Source organism: Streptomyces sp. NPDC089424, from assembly GCF_044749345.1.
GTDB lineage: Bacteria > Actinomycetota > Actinomycetes > Streptomycetales > Streptomycetaceae > Streptomyces.
This window is the reverse complement of the sequence record NZ_JBIVHU010000003.1, coordinates 349,239-365,733: the sequence shown is the minus strand read 5'-3', so window position 1 is coordinate 365,733 and position 16,495 is coordinate 349,239. Positions and strand designations below refer to the sequence as shown.

Annotated in this window: 15 protein-coding genes and 1 riboswitch; of the genes, 9 read left to right on the top strand and 6 right to left on the bottom strand. The window is 69.6% G+C overall.

All coding sequences use genetic code 11. The annotated features are described in order from the left end of the window. The first annotated feature begins 38 nt into the window (after nucleotides 1–38). The gene (nagB, locus tag ACIP2X_RS16635) at nucleotides 39–824 is read left to right on the top strand and encodes a glucosamine-6-phosphate deaminase (RefSeq protein WP_401673151.1); all 786 of its coding nucleotides are present in this window, start codon (nucleotides 39–41) and stop codon (nucleotides 822–824) included. 65 nt (nucleotides 825–889) lie between these two features. Here nagB and ACIP2X_RS16630 read toward each other — a convergent pair whose 3' ends face one another. The 5 genes from ACIP2X_RS16630 to ACIP2X_RS16610 form a co-directional block, all read right to left on the bottom strand. Continuing rightward, on the bottom strand, nucleotides 890–1,441 hold the full coding sequence (locus ACIP2X_RS16630; protein ID WP_401673148.1) for a DoxX family protein: 552 nt from the start codon (nucleotides 1,439–1,441) through the stop codon (nucleotides 890–892). Between the two features lie 190 nt (nucleotides 1,442–1,631). After that, on the bottom strand, nucleotides 1,632–3,134 hold the full coding sequence (locus ACIP2X_RS16625) for a glycoside hydrolase family 3 protein (RefSeq protein WP_401673146.1): 1,503 nt from the start codon (nucleotides 3,132–3,134) through the stop codon (nucleotides 1,632–1,634). 8 nt (nucleotides 3,135–3,142) lie between these two features. Further along, nucleotides 3,143–4,021 carry a carbohydrate ABC transporter permease gene (locus ACIP2X_RS16620; RefSeq protein ID WP_401673143.1) on the bottom strand — a complete coding sequence of 293 codons (879 nt, stop codon included), beginning with the start codon at nucleotides 4,019–4,021 and terminating at the stop codon, nucleotides 3,143–3,145. Beyond that, nucleotides 4,018–5,007 (bottom strand): carbohydrate ABC transporter permease, encoded by a 990-nt coding sequence (locus tag ACIP2X_RS16615; RefSeq protein WP_401673141.1) that lies wholly within the window; start codon nucleotides 5,005–5,007, stop codon nucleotides 4,018–4,020. The genes ACIP2X_RS16620 and ACIP2X_RS16615 overlap by 4 nt, the downstream gene beginning before the upstream one ends. Nucleotides 5,008–5,145: 138 nt before the next feature. After that, the gene (locus tag ACIP2X_RS16610; RefSeq protein ID WP_401673138.1) at nucleotides 5,146–6,447 is read right to left on the bottom strand and encodes a sugar ABC transporter substrate-binding protein; all 1,302 of its coding nucleotides are present in this window, start codon (nucleotides 6,445–6,447) and stop codon (nucleotides 5,146–5,148) included. A gap of 395 nt (nucleotides 6,448–6,842) precedes the next feature. Here ACIP2X_RS16610 and ACIP2X_RS16605 point away from each other — a divergent pair, with 395 nt between their 5' ends. The 8 genes from ACIP2X_RS16605 (at nucleotide 6,843) to ACIP2X_RS16570 (ending at nucleotide 16,297) form a co-directional block, all read left to right on the top strand. Continuing rightward, entirely contained in the window at nucleotides 6,843–7,607 is a 765-nt protein-coding gene (locus ACIP2X_RS16605; RefSeq protein WP_401673135.1) for a GntR family transcriptional regulator, read from the top strand. Between the two features lie 77 nt (nucleotides 7,608–7,684). Beyond that, entirely contained in the window at nucleotides 7,685–9,829 is a 2,145-nt protein-coding gene (locus ACIP2X_RS16600) for a carbon starvation CstA family protein (RefSeq protein ID WP_401673133.1), read from the top strand. Further along, nucleotides 9,795–10,001, top strand: a complete 207-nt coding sequence (locus tag ACIP2X_RS16595) for a YbdD/YjiX family protein (protein WP_401673131.1) — start codon at nucleotides 9,795–9,797, stop codon at nucleotides 9,999–10,001. The genes ACIP2X_RS16600 and ACIP2X_RS16595 overlap by 35 nt, the downstream gene beginning before the upstream one ends. A gap of 99 nt (nucleotides 10,002–10,100) precedes the next feature. Then, entirely contained in the window at nucleotides 10,101–10,364 is a 264-nt protein-coding gene (locus tag ACIP2X_RS16590) for a DUF3311 domain-containing protein (RefSeq protein WP_401673128.1), read from the top strand. Next, on the top strand, nucleotides 10,361–11,971 hold the full coding sequence (gene mctP / locus ACIP2X_RS16585) for a monocarboxylate uptake permease MctP (protein ID WP_401673125.1): 1,611 nt from the start codon (nucleotides 10,361–10,363) through the stop codon (nucleotides 11,969–11,971). Before ACIP2X_RS16590 ends, mctP begins: the two co-directional genes overlap by 4 nt. Nucleotides 11,972–12,090: 119 nt before the next feature. After that, nucleotides 12,091–12,597: a GNAT family N-acetyltransferase gene (locus ACIP2X_RS16580; RefSeq protein ID WP_401673123.1), complete on the top strand. Its 507-nt coding sequence runs from the start codon at nucleotides 12,091–12,093 to the stop codon at nucleotides 12,595–12,597. Nucleotides 12,598–12,613: 16 nt separating this feature from the next. After that, a riboswitch (cobalamin riboswitch) is annotated at nucleotides 12,614–12,791 on the top strand. 123 nt (nucleotides 12,792–12,914) lie between these two features. After that, the gene (locus tag ACIP2X_RS16575; protein WP_401673120.1) at nucleotides 12,915–15,284 is read left to right on the top strand and encodes a ribonucleoside-diphosphate reductase subunit alpha; all 2,370 of its coding nucleotides are present in this window, start codon (nucleotides 12,915–12,917) and stop codon (nucleotides 15,282–15,284) included. Beyond that, a complete protein-coding gene (locus ACIP2X_RS16570) occupies nucleotides 15,284–16,297 on the top strand; it encodes a ribonucleotide-diphosphate reductase subunit beta (protein ID WP_401673118.1) in 1,014 nt (337 codons plus the stop codon). Before ACIP2X_RS16575 ends, ACIP2X_RS16570 begins: the two co-directional genes overlap by 1 nt. Here ACIP2X_RS16570 and ACIP2X_RS16565 read toward each other — a convergent pair. Beyond that, nucleotides 16,210–16,452, bottom strand: coding sequence for a hypothetical protein (locus ACIP2X_RS16565; protein ID WP_401673115.1), 243 nt, complete (start codon nucleotides 16,450–16,452; stop codon nucleotides 16,210–16,212). The two genes, ACIP2X_RS16570 and ACIP2X_RS16565, sit on opposite strands and share 88 nt — an antisense overlap. Nucleotides 16,453–16,495 lie beyond the last annotated feature (43 nt).

Sequence of the window (16,495 nt, the reverse complement as noted above, 5' to 3'; positions counted from 1 at the left end):
GCCCTTCGAGTCCCCCTCTTCAGATCGGCAGGCCCAGCGTGGAAGTTGTCATCGTTCCCGACGCCGAGGCGGGCGGCGAGCTGATCGCCGAGGCAATGGCGCGGCTGCTCGGCCGCAAGCCGGACGCCCTGCTCGGCGTGGCCACCGGCTCGACGCCGTTGCCCGTCTACCAGGCCCTGGCGGCCCGGGTGCGCTCGGGCGCGGTGGACACCTCAGGGGCGCGGATAGCCCAGCTCGACGAGTACGTGGGGCTGCCGGCGGAGCACCCGGAGTCGTACCGGTCGGTGCTGCGGCGTGAGGTGCTGGAGCCCCTCGGGATCGGGATGGACGCGTTCATGGGCCCGGACGGGACGGCCGAGGACATCCCCGGCGCCTGTGCGGCGTACGACGCGGCGCTGGCCGCGGCCGGCGGCGTGGATCTGCAGTTGCTGGGGATCGGGACCGACGGGCACATCGGGTTCAACGAGCCGTGCTCCTCGCTCGCCTCGCGGACCCGCATCAAGACGCTGACCGAGCAGACCCGGGTCGACAACGCGCGGTTCTTCGACGGCGACATCGACCAGGTGCCGCACCACGTCATCACCCAGGGCATCGGCACCATCCTGGAGGCCCGGCACCTGGTGCTGCTGGCGACGGGCGAGGGCAAGGCGGACGCGGTCGCGGCGACGGTGGAGGGTCCGGTCGCGGCCGTGTGCCCCGCCTCGGCGTTGCAGTTGCATCCGCACGCCACGGTGGTGGTCGACGAGGCCGCCGCGTCCAAGCTGAAGCTGGCGGACTACTTCCGGCACACGTACGCGAACAAGCCGCAGTGGCAGGGGATTTAGCCGGTCGCGTGCCGTCCTGACCGGAGCCGGGGGCTCGCGGGCCACCGCCGGGCGGCCCGCCGGCCTCAGAGCGCCAGGACGAGTGCGCCCCCGAGCACGCCCAGGCCCAGGGCCACGCAGAACGGGATCCAGCCGCCGTCGCGCCAGGGGAAGAAGGTGTCGAGGGAGACGCGGCCGGGTCCCACCGCGGCGATGGCGACGGCGCCGACGCACAGGAGCATGGGGTAGGCGAACGACGGGGGTCCGGCGGGCCACAGGCTGAACTGGGGCGCCACCGTCATGGCGTTGAACATCACCCCGACCGCCGCCGCGGCGGCCAGCGGGGTGAGCAGTCCGACCGCCAGTCCCAGGCCGCCGAGCAGCTCGGAGATCCCCGCCAGGGCGGCGAAGAACGTGCCCGGCTCGTAGCCCTGCGCGGCGAACTCCTTGGCCGTCGCGTCGAGACCTCGTCCGCCGAACAGCCCGAACAGCTTCTGCGAGCCGCTGCCCGCCAGGATGATGCCGACCGCGAGCCGGAGCAGCAGGATGCCCACGTCGGCGGCGCCGATCGCCCGGGGCGCCGGTCTCGCACCGAAGGCCTCGGTGGGGCGGCGTGAGCGCTGAGTGGGGGGTGTCATCGGGCATCACCTCCGGGCACGGCCCAGGTGGGGACTCCCCTCCCTCGATCCTCCTCTCCTGCGCGGGCCACGTCCAAAGGAAGCGGCGTCCGCGAGGGGGCGGCGTACCCCGGTGCGAGGTGCACGGGAGGAGCGGCGCGGCTCGCCCCCCGGCACGCCGCGCCGCTCACCCCTCGCACTCAGGACCGCCTCAGACCCCGGCGATGACCTCCGCCGCCGCCCGTCCGCAGACCCGGGCCGCGCCGTACGTCGCGATGTGCAGCGCGCCCCGGGGGGCGGCCTGGGGCACGCCCATCTCGACCACGACCGTGTCCGGCCGGGCCTCAAGAAGCGTGTCGAGCGCGTCGGCCATCCACCGGTGCCGGTGCTCGTCGCGCACGACCGCCACGACGCGCCGCTCCCCCGCCGCGGCGAGGACGGCGCCGCCCGCGTCGGGCCCGCCGAAGGTGCCCGCTTCCGTGGCGGGGAGCAGGGTGGTGAGCTCCGCCGCCACGCCCCAGGGGGTCTCGTCGCCGACGGCGATGTTGGCGACGGGCGTCAGGGCGGCGACGTAGGGCGCCGTGGTGAGCGGCGTGAAGGACTCGGTGCTCGTGACCCGCAGCGCCCGCCGCGCCGCGCGCAGGCCCACCTCGCCGTCCGCCCCGGGCTCGCCCGCGCCCGTCGCGGCCGGCCCACCCGACGCCGACGCCGTCCACGCCGCGAGCCTGCGGACGCGTTCCGCCGCGTCCGCGAGCCGCTCCTCGGGAAGTTCACCGGCGCGCACCGCCGCGACCAGGGCGTCGCGCAGCCGCCGTACCGTCTCGTCGTCGGCGAGGCCGCCGCCCACGCAGATGGCGTCGGCGCCGGCCGCGACGGCGAGGACGCTGCCGCGCTCGATGCCGTAGGTGGCGGAGATGGCCTGCATCTCCATGCCGTCGGTGACGATCAGGCCGTCGTAGCCGAGGTCACCGCGCAGCAGTTCCGTGAGCACCTTGCCGGAGAGCGTCGCCGGGCGGTCCGGGTCCAGGGCCGGGACGAGGATGTGGGCGCTCATGACCGCCCGCGTGCCCGCGGCGATCGCGGCACGGAACGGAGCCAGTTCCCGCTCGCCGAGCACGGCCGGCTCCGCGTCGATACGGGGCATGGCGTGGTGCGAGTCGACGTTGGTGTCGCCGTGGCCGGGGAAGTGCTTGGTGCAGGCCGCCACGCCCGCCGACTGGAGGCCGGTGACGTAGGCCGCGGTGTGCCGGGCGACGAGAGCCGGGTCGGCGCCGAACGAGCGGACGCCGATGACGGGGTTGTCGGGGTTGGAGTTCACGTCCGCCGACGGGGCCCAGTTGAAGTTCACCCCGCAGGCGGCGAGGCGCCGGCCCAGTTCGGCGGCGACCTCCCTCGTCAGCTCCACGTCGTCCACCGCGCCGAGCGCGTGGTTGCCGGGGAAGGAGGATCCCGTCCGCACCTCCAGGCGCGTGACGTCACCGCCCTCCTCGTCGATGGCGACCAGGACGTCGTCGCGTTCCGCGCGCAGCTGGGCGGTCAGGGCGGCGAGCTGGTCGGGCGAGGAGATGTTGCGGCCGAACAGCCCGACGGAGGCGAGTCCCTCGCCGAGGCGGCGCAGCAGCCAGTCGGGGGCCGCCGTGCCGGTGAAGCCGGGCTGGAGGACCGTCAGCGCGTCACGGGTGAGCGTGTCGGTATCGCTGGCGAATGTCGTCATCGGGGCCGCTATCCCTTCACGGCGCCGGAGGTCAGACCGGCGGCCATTTTCTTTTGCACGATCATGAAGAATGCGACGACCGGTATCGCGATCAGCGTCGAGGCCGCCATGAGGGCGCCGTAGTCCGTCCCGCGTGAGGTGGTGAAGTTCATGAGCCACACGTTGAGCGTGTACTTGTCGTTGTCCTGCAGCACGATGTAGGCGAGCAGGTACTCGTTCCACGCGTTGATCAGGGAGAAGATCGATGCGGCCGCGAGTCCCGGCGCGAGCAGCGGGAACACCACGCGCCAGAAGGCGCCCATGCGGGAGCAGCCGTCGACCAGCGCCGCCTCCTCCAGCTCCAGCGGGATGTTCACGACGAAGCCGCGGATCATCCAGGTCGCGAAGGGCAGCGTCGTGACGAGGTAGATGACGATGACGCCCCAGTACTCGTTGATCGCGCCCAGGTCGTTCAGCTGGATGTACAGCGGGATGAGCATGGCGGTCGGCGGCAGCAGCTGCACCACCAGCAGCGCGATCATGAAGATCTTGCGGCCGGCGAAGCGGAAGCGCGCGATGGCGAAGGCGCCGATCGTGGACAGCAGGATCGCCCCGACGACGGCGGTCACGCAGATGATCAGGCTGGACTGGATCGCGGTGCCGAAGTTGGGTTCGTCGACGGCCCGGCGGAAGTTGTCGAACGTGAGCGACGTCGGCCAGAGCTTCTGGTCGTAGGACCGGATCTCGATGTTGGGGCGCAGGGCGCTGACCACGAGCCAGTAGACCGGGAACGCCATCACCACGAAGGCGACGAGTCCCACGGCGTTGTAGAAGTGCCGGCTCGGCTTCTTGCGGTCGGGGCGGTACTGAGGCGCGGCCGTGGCGCGCGTGGCGGTCGTGTCGCTCACTCGACCTCTCCGATCTTGAGCAGCTGGCGCAGGTAGTAGACGGCCACGCCGGACAGCAGCAGCACGGTGATCAGCGCGATGGCGGCGCCCTGGCTGAAGGAGTTCGACTCGAACGCCTTCTCGTAGGAGTAGAGACCCAGCAGGTTGTACTCGGACTCCGGCTTGTTGCCGCGCATCAGGAAGATCTGTCCGAAGACGTTGAAGTCCCAGATCACCGACAGCGTCGCCACCATCTGGAAGACCGGCTTGATCACCGGCCAGGTGACGTACCGGAAGACTCCGAACCGCCCGGCGCCGTCGAGCGCGGCGGCCTCCTCCAGCTCGGCCGGCACCTGGGTGAGCGCGGCGTAGAGGGTGACGGCGACGAACGGCACCGCGCCCCACACCACCACGGCGCCGATCACGAGGAAGCCCTGCTTGGGGTCGAGCCACCAGTTGTGGCCCTGGTAGTCGAGGCCCAGGTACTTGGTGAGCACCATGTTGGCGACGCCGTAGTCGGAGTCGGCGAACCAGCGGAAGATCGAGGTGGCCACGAGCAGCGGGAGCGCCCAGGCCGCGATGAGCGCACCGGTCAGCAGCAGCCGGACCGCGTTCGTCATGCGCTGCATGGCGTGGGCGAGGAACAGTCCGATGGCCATGGTGGCGACCACGCACACCACCATGAAGAGGACGGTGCGCCACAGGACGGTGTAGAACTCGCTGTCACCGAGGATGTTGGTGAACTGGTCGAAGCCGACCCACGGTGCGGCGTCGCCCGTCCACAGCTCCCGGCGGCCCACGTCCTGGAAGGACATGATCACGGTCTTGATCAGCGGCCAGACGAACACTGCGGCGAGTGCCACGACAGCCGGAGCGATCAGCAGATAGGGCAGCAGTGGCCCGTTCGTCCACCGGACGCGCCGAGAGGTGGCCGGTGTCGGGCCGTCACCCTGGGCCCGTACGACGGACACCTCCGGGTCGGCTGCTTTGATGTCGGCGGCACTCACTGTGCTGGCCTTCCGTTCGAAGGGGTTCCTGGAGGGCGGGCCGGCACAGCCTGGGTGGCCGGCACGCCCGACCGGCCTTGCCCGGCCAACGGCGGGCCGGACAAGGCACCGGAGCTCAAGGGGAGTTCGGCTCCTGGATCAGGAGGCCTCGTTGATCAGCGAGTCGATTTCCGCGTCGGCGGCCTTGGTGGCCTCGGCGACCGACTTGCCCTTGAGGATGTCGAGCAGCATCGTCTCCAGGGTTTCCTTCTTCTCGATCGCGGCCCAGCCGGGCGCGATCGGCGTGAACCAGGCGTCGGGGACGGCGTTGGCGATGGGAGCCGTCTCCGGCTTGGCCTTCAGCGGCTCGAGCTGCTTGGTGTTGTTGGGGAGGATGTTCTTGGCGGCCAGGGCGGCCTCGGACTTCTCGCTGGTGAACAGCGAGATCCATTCCTCCGCCAGGTCCTGCTGCTCGGACTTGGAGATGGTGGCCAGGTCGGAGCCGCCGATGAAGGAGGGAAGTGCCTTGCCTTCCGGGCCGGGCATGCCCGCGGTGGCGATCTTGCCCTCCAGCTTCGGGTTGCCGTTGTTCGCGCCGTCGACGACGCTTCCGGCCTCCCAGCCGTTGCCGTAGAGCACGGCGGCCTTCTCGTTGGCCATGACGTTGGCGTGGTCCTGCTCGTCCTTCGTCTGGTCGCCGTTGTTGTACTTCTTGACCAGGTCGATGAAGTGCTGGATGCCCTTCTGCGCCTCCGGCGTGGACAGGGCGCCCTTCCACTCCTTGCCGCCCTCGTCGTAGGTGGCGATCTCGCCGCCGTAGGCAGCGACGTACGACATGGCGGCGTACCAGTAACGACCCGGCAGGTACAGCGAGGAGAAGGCGTTGTCGCTCTTGTACTTGTTCTGGACCTTGTCGAGGGCGGTGACCAACTCGTCCTCGGTGGCGGGCAGCTGGTCCGAGCCCGTGCCGGCCTTGAGCATGTCCTTGTTGTAGATCGCGACGCGCGCACCGGCGTAGTACGGGACGCAGTAGAGCTTGCCCTCGTACGTGCAGGTGTCCTTCAGACCGCCGATCCACGTGTCCGAGTTGTCGTGCTTCTTGGGGTCGATCTCGCCGAGGGCACCGTTGAGGATGTAGGTCATCGTCTCGGTGTTGCCCAGCTCGACCACGTCGGGGAAGCTGTCGCCCGACAGTGCCGCGTCGAGCTTCTTGGTCTTGTCGGCCCACTGCTGGTACTGGACGTTGACCTTGACACCCGGGTACTTCTTGTTGAAGTCCGCGTTGGCCTGCTTGACCAACTCGGGCCAGGTGGACTGGGCGTCGACCATCAGCCAGACGGTGAGTTCACCCTTGCGGTCCTTCGGGTCCTGCTCGGACGCCTTGTCGTCGGACCCCCCGCACGCCGCAATGGAGACCATCATCGCCGCGACACCGATCGCGGATATCAGCTTGCGCTTCACGCCACCCTCCTCAGGGATGCCACAAACCCCCCTCGTCCCCGCGGTGACTGACGTACCGCCCTGGGGCCGGGACCTGGACCAATGGTGTAGACCAGTACCGGGGAGCTTGGCCCAGACCATAGGACGTGTCAAGGGTCTCGTGTAGGGCCCGACCAGCCGTTATGGGACCTACATATGCAGGAACCTTTAAGTAAGAACCCCTCGAAAACCAGGGCCGCTCCACCCGCTCCGGGGTAGACCACATGACCGTCGTGGACTAGACCATCGGAGGCGCCGACGGTATACAGGGGGGATCACGGAGCGTGCGGGGAACCCCTCGCGCGTGGCCGTGCCACGATGTGAGCCGCGACCGGCGGACGTCGGTCGGGTCGGTAGGTGAGCCGGGAAGGCGGAGCATGAGCACTGAGGTCAGCAGTGCGGAGAACGAGAGCGGGACACCCGTCCGTACCGCACGCGTGCCCAAGTACTACCGCCTGAAGAAGCATCTGCTCGACATGACGGAGACCCTGCCGCCCGGCACCCCGGTCCCGCCCGAGCGCACGCTGGCCGCGGAGTTCGACACCTCGCGCACGACCGTGCGCCAGGCCCTTCAGGAGCTGGTGGTCGAGGGCCGGCTGGAGCGGATCCAGGGCAAGGGCACGTTCGTCGCCAAGCCGAAGGTCTCGCAGGCACTGCAACTCACCTCGTACACCGAGGACATGCGCGCCCAGGGCCTGGAGCCCACCTCCCAGCTGCTGGACATCGGCTACATCACCGCCGACGACCGGCTGGCCGAACTGCTCGACATCACCCCCGGCGGCCGGGTCCTGCGCATCGAGCGGCTGCGCATGGCCAACGCCGAGCCGATGGCGATCGAGACCACCCACCTGAGCGCCAAGCGCTTCCCGGCCCTGCGCCGCAGCCTGGTCAAGTACACCTCCCTCTACACCGCGCTCGCCGAGGTCTACGACGTCCATCTGGCCGAGGCCGAGGAGACCATCGAGACCTCGCTGGCCACCCCGAGGGAGGCCGGGCTCCTCGGCACGGACGTCGGCCTGCCGATGCTGATGCTGTCCCGGCACTCGCTGGACCGGGAGGGCAAGCCGGTGGAGTGGGTGCGCTCGGTGTACCGCGGCGACCGCTACAAGTTCGTGGCACGCCTCAAGCGCCCCACGGCGTAACCGTGTTCGCGGTGTAGCGCAGGTCACATCGCCTGCCCTACCGTCCTCCCGTAACGCATACGACGGGAGGACGACCCGTGCGCACAGCGAACGCCCGAACCATCGTCATCTGGAGCCTCGTCGCACTCGTCGGCGCCGCCGGCTGGACCGTGCTCGCGCTCTCCCGCGGCGAGGAGGTCTCCGCAGCCTGGATGGTCGCGGCGGCCCTCGGCTCGTACGCGATCGCCTATCGCTTCTACGCGAAGTTCATCGCGCACAAGGTCCTCAAGGTCGACAGGACCCGTGCCACCCCGGCGGAGCGCCTCGACAACGGCATCGACTACCACCCCACCGACCGCCGAGTCCTGCTCGGCCACCACTTCGCCGCGATCGCCGGCGCCGGCCCCCTGGTCGGCCCCGTGCTCGCGGCGCAGATGGGCTACCTGCCCGGCACGATCTGGATCATCGCCGGCGTCATCTTCGCGGGCGCGGTCCAGGACATGGTGGTGCTGTTCTTCTCCACCCGCCGGGACGGCCGCTCGCTCGGCCAGATGGCGCGGGAGGAGATCGGCCCGTTCGGCGGCGCGGCCGCGCTGCTCGCCGCGTTCGCCATCATGATCATCCTGCTCGGTGTGCTGGCCCTGGTCGTCGTCAACGCCCTGGCGGCCTCCCCCTGGGGCACCTTCTCCATCGCGATGACCATCCCGATCGCGCTGCTGATGGGCTTCTACCTGCGCGTCCTGCGGCCCGGACGGGTCGCCGAGGTGTCGCTCATCGGCGTGGGCCTGCTGCTGTTCGCCCTCGTCTCCGGCCGCTGGGTCGCCGAGTCGTCCTGGGCGGAGACCTTCACCCTCGCCCCCTCGACCCTGGTCGTCTGGCTGGTGGCGTACGGCTTCATCGCGTCGATCCTGCCGGTGTGGATGCTCCTCGCGCCCCGCGACTACCTCTCCACCTTCATGAAGATCGGCACGATAGTGCTGCTCGCCCTCGGTGTCGTGATCGCGCTGCCGACGCTGCGGATGGACCCGGTCACCGACTTCGCCTCCCGCGGCGACGGGCCGGTCTTCGCGGGCTCCCTCTTCCCGTTCGTGTTCATCACGATCGCCTGCGGTGCCCTGTCCGGATTCCACGCGCTGATCTCGTCGGGCACGACGCCGAAGATGATCCAGAAGGAGACGCAGGTCCGGATGATCGGCTACGGCTCCATGCTGATGGAGTCGTCGGTCGCCGTCATGGCACTGATCGCGGCCAGCGTGATCGACCCGGGGCTGTACTTCGCGATGAACGCGCCGGCCGGTGTCATCGGCACCAGCGTGGAGCAGGCCTCGCAGGTGGTGGGCGGCTGGGGCTACCAGATCTCCCCCGAGGAGCTCGCCGCGGCGGCGAAGAGCGTCGAGGAGTCGACGCTGCTGTCCCGCACCGGCGGTGCGCCCACGCTGGCGGTCGGCGTCTCGGAGATCTTCTCCCAGGTGACCGGCGGGGGCCTCAAGGCCTTCTGGTACCACTTCGCGATCATGTTCGAGGCGCTGTTCATCCTGACCGCGCTGGACGCGGGCACGCGTGTCGGACGGTTCATGCTCCAGGACACCCTCGGCAACGTGTACCGGCCTTTCCGCAACGTCAGCTGGAAGCCGGGCCTGGTGATCACCAGCGCGATCGTCTGCGGGCTGTGGGGCTACTTCCTGTGGGTGGGCGTCCACGAGCCCCTCGGCGGCATCAACCAGCTGTTCCCGATCTTCGGTATCTCCAACCAGCTGCTGGCGGCCGTGGCGCTCGCCGTCTGCACGACGCTGCTGGTGAAGTCGGGCCGCCTCAAGTGGGCCTGGATCACCGGTGTCCCGCTCCTGTGGGACGCGGTCGTGACCCTGACGGCCAGCTGGCAGAAGGTCTTCTCCAGCGACCCCAAGGTCGGCTTCTTCCGGCAGCGCCAGGTCTTCCAGGACGCCATCGACCGGGGCGAGATCCTGCCGCCGGCCAAGTCCATGGACGACATGCACACCGTCGTCACCAACTCCACGGTGGACGGCGTCCTGTCGGCCGTCCTCGCCCTGCTGATCGTGGCGGTCCTCGTGGACGCCGCGCGGATCTGCGTCCGGCACGTCCGCCGGCCCGCGCTCACCACCCTCAGCGAGGCGCCGTACGTCGCCTCGAAGATCGTCGCGCCCGCCGGACTGATCGCCACGCCCGAGGAGAGGGAGGAGGAGCGCCGTGCGAACGTCGGCACTGCTGCGCCGAGTGACTAGCGGGGTGCGCTGGTACGTCCGTGAGCTGACGGACGAGTCGGCCTACGACCGCTATGTCGCGCATATCCGTAAGGGCCACCCGGAGGCGGAGGTGCCCACCCGGCGGGAGTTCGAGCGGATGCGGACGGACCGGCAGGAAACAGACCCGCGGCAAGGATTCCGCTGCTGCTGAGTAACCGGTATCTGAACAGGGGCTTCCGGTAGCGGGACACCGTGACCTAGATTGCCTGCGCGTTGCACCAGGTGATCAGCGAGGGGACGGAGCCGTCCGATGTCAGAAGCCTCAGAAGTGAACAGAGGGCCGGTGGTGACGCCTGTGCGCGTCGTCATCGCCCTCTGCCTGATAGCACCGTTCGTGGCCATGCTCTGGGTGGGCTCGTACGCGAAGACGGACCCGACCTTCATCGGCATCCCGTTCTTCTACTGGTACCAGATGGCCTGGGTCGTGATCTCCACCGCCCTGACCATGACCGCCTACTGGCTGTGGCAGCGTGACCAGCGCGCCCGCAAGACGCAGGGGGGTGCCGGAGCATGAAGGACGGTGTGAACGGCGTCGCACTCGCCGTGTTCATCCTCTTCTTCGTCGCCGTCACGGTGATGGGCTTCCTGGCCGCGCGCTGGCGCAAGGCCGAGAACGAGCACAGCCTCGACGAGTGGGGCCTGGGCGGCCGGTCCTTCGGGACCTGGATCACCTGGTTCCTGCTGGGCGGCGACCTCTACACGGCGTACACCTTCGTCGCCGTACCGGCGGCGATCTACGCGGCGGGCGCGGCCGGCTTCTTCGCGGTGCCGTACACGATCCTCATCTACCCGATGATGTTCGTCTTCCTGCCGCGGCTGTGGTCGGTCTCCCACAAGCACGGCTACGTCACCACCTCGGACTTCGTCCGCGGCCGCTTCGGCTCCAAGGGCCTGTCCCTCGCCGTCGCGGTCACCGGCATCCTCGCGACCATGCCGTACATCGCGCTCCAGCTGGTCGGCATCCAGGCCGTGCTGGACGTGATGGGCATCGGCGGCGGCGAGGACACCAACTGGTTCATCAAGGACCTGCCGCTGCTGATCGCCTTCGGCGTGCTGGCCGCGTACACGTACTCCTCGGGTCTGCGGGCACCGGCCCTGATCGCGTTCGTCAAGGACGCGCTGATCTACATCGTGATCGCCGTCGCCATCATCTACATCCCGATCAAGCTGGGCGGCTTCGACGACATCTTCGCCGCGGCGGGTGACAAGTACGCCGACGCCGGTGCGGGCGGACTGGTGCCGACCGCCGCCTCGCAGTGGACCTACGCCACGCTGGCACTGGGCTCGGCGCTCGCCCTGTTCATGTACCCGCACAGCGTGACGGCCGTGCTGTCCAGCCGCAGCCGGGACGTGATCCGCCGCAACTCCACGATCCTGCCGCTGTACTCGCTGATGCTGGGCCTGCTGGGTCTGCTCGGCTTCATGGCGATCGCGGCCGGCGTCAAGGTGGAGAACGGCCAGCTGGCGATCCCCCAGCTGTTCGAGAACATGTTCCCGGACTGGTTCACCGGCGTCGCGTTCGCGGCGATCGGCATCGGCGCGCTGGTCCCGGCGGCCATCATGTCGATCGCGGCGGCCAACCTCTTCACCCGCAACATCTACAAGGACTTCCTCAAGCCGGACGCCACGCCCGCGCAGGAGACCAAGGTCTCCAAGCTGGTGTCCCTGCTGGTGAAGGTCGGCGCCCTCGTCTTCGTCCTCGGAATGGACAAGACGGTGGCGATCAACTTCCAGCTGCTGGGCGGCATCTGGATCCTCCAGACCATGCCCGCCCTGGTCGGCGGTCTGTTCACCCGCTGGTTCCACCGCTGGGCGCTGCTGGCCGGCTGGGCGGTCGGCATGACCTACGGCACGGTCGCGGCCTACGGTGTCGCCTCCCCGACGCAGAAGCACTTCGGCGGCTCCTCGGCGGAGATCCCCGGCATCGGTGAGATCGGCTACATCGGCCTCACGGCGTTCGTCCTCAACCTGGTGGTCACGGTGGTCCTCACCTTCGTCCTGAAGGCCGTGAAGGCTCCCGAGGGCGTCGACGAGACCAAGCCCGGCGACTACACGGCGGACGCCGGCGACCCGGGAGTCAAGGCGGAGCTTCCCCCGGCGACCGCGGGTGCCGCCCACTGAGGCGCGGGGCCGTTGCGGCACGCGGCCCTGCCGCGTGAGCGCGAGCAGCAGCTGAACGACTCGCAGCGGGCCGCCGACATCACACGATGCGGCGGCCCGTCGTCGTACACACTGCCGCCATGGACATCGACATCCGCCTCGCGCACCCCGCCGAGTACGCCGCCCTCGGCGAGATCACCGCGCAGGCCTACCTCCAGGACGGACTCCTCGACTTCGGCGAGAGCGACGGCTACCTCGGCGAGCTGCGAGACGTCGCCAAGCGCGCGGCCGCCGCACAGGTGCTCGTGGCCGTCGCGCACGAACGCGTCCTCGGCGGCGTGACGTTCGTCCCCTCCGGCGGCCCCATGGCCGACATAGCCGCCCCCGACGAGGCGGAGATCCGCATGCTCGCCGTCGCCCGTCAGGCCCGCGGCCGAGGGGTCGGCGAGGCCCTGGTGCGTGCCTGCGTCGAGCGCGCCCGCGCCCTCGACGGCTGCGCCGGGCTCGTTCTGTCGACCCAGCGGACCATGCACGCGGCCCACCGCATCTACGAACGGCTGGGCTTCACCCGCACTCCCGAGCGGGACTGGAACCCCCTCCCGGAGCTGGACGACATCACGCTTCTCACCTACCAGTTGACGCTCTGAAGTCATCGGCGACACAACATATGGGGGTGCTGTCGGCACCCGACACCAGATGTATGCTCATGCTCGCTGTCGCCGCAGGGGAATCCGGTGCGAATCCGGAACTGTCCCGCAACGGTGTACTCGCGTGCGTCCGTCCCGAAAAGGGAACGCACGCCGGTTCAGTCCGAGGACCTGCCGACAGTGCGCCCGGCCGTCCGGCCCGGGTGCCCTGACGTCCGGGTCTCGTGGAATGGGCCGGTGGACGCGAACGCCCGTGCGCTCGTGTGCCCTGCCCTGCCCTCCGCGAGGCCCCCGTGCCGAGCGAGGGAGAGCCCCACGTGACCATCGCGCCAGCCGAACCGGCCGCAGCGACAACCGTGGAAGGGGAGACCGACGGACCCGGGACCGCGTTGCTGCGGACCCTGACCGAGCTGACCGCCGACCTCCCCGACGCCGACCCCGGCCGGGTCGCCGCCGCCGCGCTGCGCGGCCGTTCCGCGCGGGCGGACGAGAGCGAACTGCGGGAGCTGGCCACGGAGGCCGCCGCCGGACTGATCTCCGAGGACCCCGCCTACTCCCGGCTCGCCGCCCGGCTGCTGACCGTCTCCATCGCCGCCGAGGCCGCCTCCCAGGGGGTCACGTCCTTCACGGAGTCCGTGGCGGTGGGGCACCGGGAAGGGCTCATCGCCGACCGCACGGCCGAGTTCACGCGCCTGCACGCCGACCGCCTGGACGCCCTGGTCGACCGGGACGCCGACGACCGCTTCGGCTACTTCGGCCTGCGCACCCTGTACAGCCGCTACCTGCTCCGGCACCCGATCACCCGCAAGGTCGTCGAGACGCCCCAGCACTTCATGCTGCGCGTCGCCGCCGGCCTCGCCGAGGACGACACCACCCGGTCGGTGGACGAAGTCGCCGCGCTCTACGGGCTCATGAGCCGGCTCGACTACCTCCCCTCCTCCCCCACCCTCTTCAACTCCGGCACCCGGCACCCCCAGATGTCGTCCTGCTACCTCCTGGACTCCCCCAAGGACGAGCTGGACTCCCTCTACGAGCGCTACCACCAGGTCGCCCGGCTCTCCAAGCACGCCGGCGGCATCGGTCTGTCGTACTCCCGGATCCGCTCCCGGGGCTCCCTGATCCGCGGCACCAACGGCCACTCCAACGGCATCGTCCCGTTCCTGAAGACGCTGGACGCCTCGGTCGCCGCCGTGAACCAGGGGGGCCGGCGCAAGGGCGCGGCCGCCGTCTACCTGGAGACCTGGCACTCCGACATCGAGGAGTTCCTGGAGCTGCGGGACAACACCGGTGAGGACGCCCGCCGTACGCACAACCTGAACCTCGCGCACTGGATCCCGGACGAGTTCATGCGGCGGGTCGACGCGGACGCCCCGTGGTCGCTGTTCTCCCCGTCGGACGTGCCCGAGCTGGTCGACCTGTGGGGCGAGGAGTTCGACACCGCGTACCGCGCGGCCGAGAGCCGGGGCCTGGCGAGGAAGACCCTGCCCGCCCGTGAGCTGTACGGCCGGATGATGCGCACCCTCGCCCAGACCGGCAACGGCTGGATGACCTTCAAGGACGCCGCCAACCGCACCGCAAACCAGACCGCCGAGCCGGGCCACGTCGTCCACTCCTCGAACCTCTGCACGGAGATCCTGGAGGTCACGGACGACGGCGAGACCGCCGTGTGCAACCTGGGCTCGGTCAACCTGGGCGCGTTCGTCGTGGGCGACGGCATCGACTGGGAGCAGCTGGACGCCACCGTCCGCACCGCCGTGACCTTCCTCGACCGCGTGGTCGACATCAACTTCTACCCGACCGAGCAGGCGGGCCGTTCCAACGCCCGGTGGCGCCCGGTCGGCCTCGGCGCGATGGGCCTGCAGGACGTCTTCTTCAAGCTGCGGGTGCCCTTCGACTCGCCCGAGGCGAAGGCGCTGTCCACCCGGATCGCCGAGCGCATCATGCTCGCCGCGTACGAGGCGTCCGCCGACCTCGCCGAACGCAACGGGCCGCTGCCCGCCTGGGACAGGACCCGCACCGCCCGGGGCGTGCTGCACCCCGACCACTACGGCGTCGAGCCGACCTGGCCGGAGCGCTGGAGCGCGCTGCGCGAGCGCATCGCCGCGGTCGGCATGCGCAACTCCCTGCTGCTGGCGATCGCGCCCACCGCGACGATCGCCTCGATCGCCGGTGTCTACGAGTGCATCGAGCCGCAGGTGTCGAACCTCTTCAAGCGCGAGACGCTGTCCGGTGAGTTCCTCCAGGTCAACTCCTATCTGGTGCAGGAGCTGAAGGAGCTCGGCGTCTGGGACGCCCGCACCCGTGAGGCGCTGCGCGAGGCCAACGGCTCGGTGCAGGACTTCGCCTGGATCCCCGAGGACGTACGGCGGCTCTACCGCACGGCGTGGGAGATCCCGCAGCGCGGGCTCATCGACATGGCGGCCGCGCGCACCCCGTACCTCGACCAGGCCCAGTCTCTGAACCTGTTCCTGGAGACGCCGACCATCGGCAAGCTCTCCTCGATGTACGCCTACGCCTGGAAGTCGGGCCTGAAGACGACGTACTACCTGCGCTCACGCCCCGCGACCCGCATCGCCCGCGCGGCCCAGGCGCAGCCCCGGACCACCATCCCCGTCCAGGCGGCCACCGACCCCGAAGCGGTCGCCTGCTCCCTGGAAAACCCCGAGTCCTGCGAGGCCTGCCAGTGATGTCCACCCGTACCCAGAACCTTCTCGACCCCGGCTTCGAGCTGACGCTGCGCCCGATGCGCTACCCGGACTTCTACGAGCGCTACCGGGACGCCATCAAGAACACCTGGACCGTGGAGGAGGTCGACCTCCACTCGGACGTCGCCGACCTCGCGAAGCTCTCCCCCGAGGAGCAGCACCTGATCGGCCGGCTGGTGGCGTTCTTCGCGACGGGCGACTCGATCGTGGCGAACAACCTGGTCCTGACGCTGTACAAGCACATCAACTCCCCCGAGGCCCGGCTCTACCTGAGCCGCCAGCTGTTCGAGGAGGCGGTGCACGTCCAGTTCTATCTGACCCTGCTGGACACCTACCTCCCCGACCCGCAGGACCGGGCGGCGGCGTTCGACGCGGTGGAGAACATCCCGTCCATCCGCGAGAAGGCCGAGTTCTGCTTCAGGTGGATCAACGAGGTCGAGAAGCTGGACCGCCTGGAGTCCACGGCGGACCGCCGGCGCTTCCTGCTCAACCTGATCTGCTTCGCCGCGTGCATCGAGGGCCTGTTCTTCTACGGGGCCTTCGCGTACGTCTACTGGTTCCGCAGCCGGGGTCTGCTGCACGGTCTGGCGACCGGCACCAACTGGGTGTTCCGCGACGAGACCATGCACATGAGCTTCGCGTTCGACGTGGTGGACACCGTCCGCAAGGAGGAGCCGGAGCTCTTCGACGACGCGCTCCAGGAGCAGGTCACCGACATGCTGCGGGAGGCCGTCGAGGCCGAGCTGCAGTTCGCGCGCGACCTGTGCGGTGACGGCCTCCCGGGGATGAACACCGAGTCGATGCGGGAGTACCTGGAGTGCGTCGCCGACCAGCGCCTCACGCGCCTCGGCTTCGCTCCGGTGTACGGCTCCGAGAACCCCTTCTCCTTCATGGAGCTCCAGGGGGTTCAGGAGTTGACCAACTTCTTCGAGCGGCGTCCCTCCGCGTACCAGGTGGCCGTGGAGGGCACGGTCGACCTGGACGAGGACTTCTGATCCTCCTTCTGCCCGCGCTGGTCCTGGGCCTCCCTGATCTCGCGGTCGACGCGCCGGTCGTGCGCGATGCCGATGAGAGAAGGGAGGACCATGATCACGAAGAGTCCCGCGACGGCCAGCATTCCGATGAGTGCTTCGATCTGGTTCGTGTTCATGGACACCACTCTCGCGCCGGACACTCCTTACCGACAGTGGCAG